Annotated in this window: 1 protein-coding gene; it reads right to left on the bottom strand. The window is 65.4% G+C overall.

Features of this window, described 5'->3' with window-relative positions:
* Positions 1-260, bottom strand: a 260-nt coding sequence (locus tag E0702_RS17815) for a HAMP domain-containing protein (RefSeq protein ID WP_132045817.1), incomplete at both ends; no start/stop codon positions are given.

Here is a 260-nt window from a genome sequence, read left to right as displayed (position 1 = left end):
CCACAACATCGCCCGTACGCGCGATCACCGCCTCTTCGAGACTGTCACGGAGCCGAGCCTCGTCCTGCGCACGACGGCGCAGGATGTTGAGTGCCTTTTCCATGCGCCCGATCTCATCGTGGCCGCTGATCGGCATGGGGTTGCCGTAGTCGCCGCGCGCCACGGCCACGATGCGCTGCGAGATTTCGGAAAGACGACCGATGAGGCGCCTGCGCGCATAGACAAGCAGCATTGCGGCGACCAGCGCGACGCTCACAACC

This window comes from Halomonas marinisediminis (assembly GCF_004347715.1).
In the GTDB taxonomy this organism is placed as follows: domain Bacteria; phylum Pseudomonadota; class Gammaproteobacteria; order Pseudomonadales; family Halomonadaceae; genus Halomonas; species Halomonas icarae.
The sequence above is the reverse complement of the archived record's forward strand: the minus strand, read 5'-3'. Positions and strand labels throughout refer to the sequence as shown.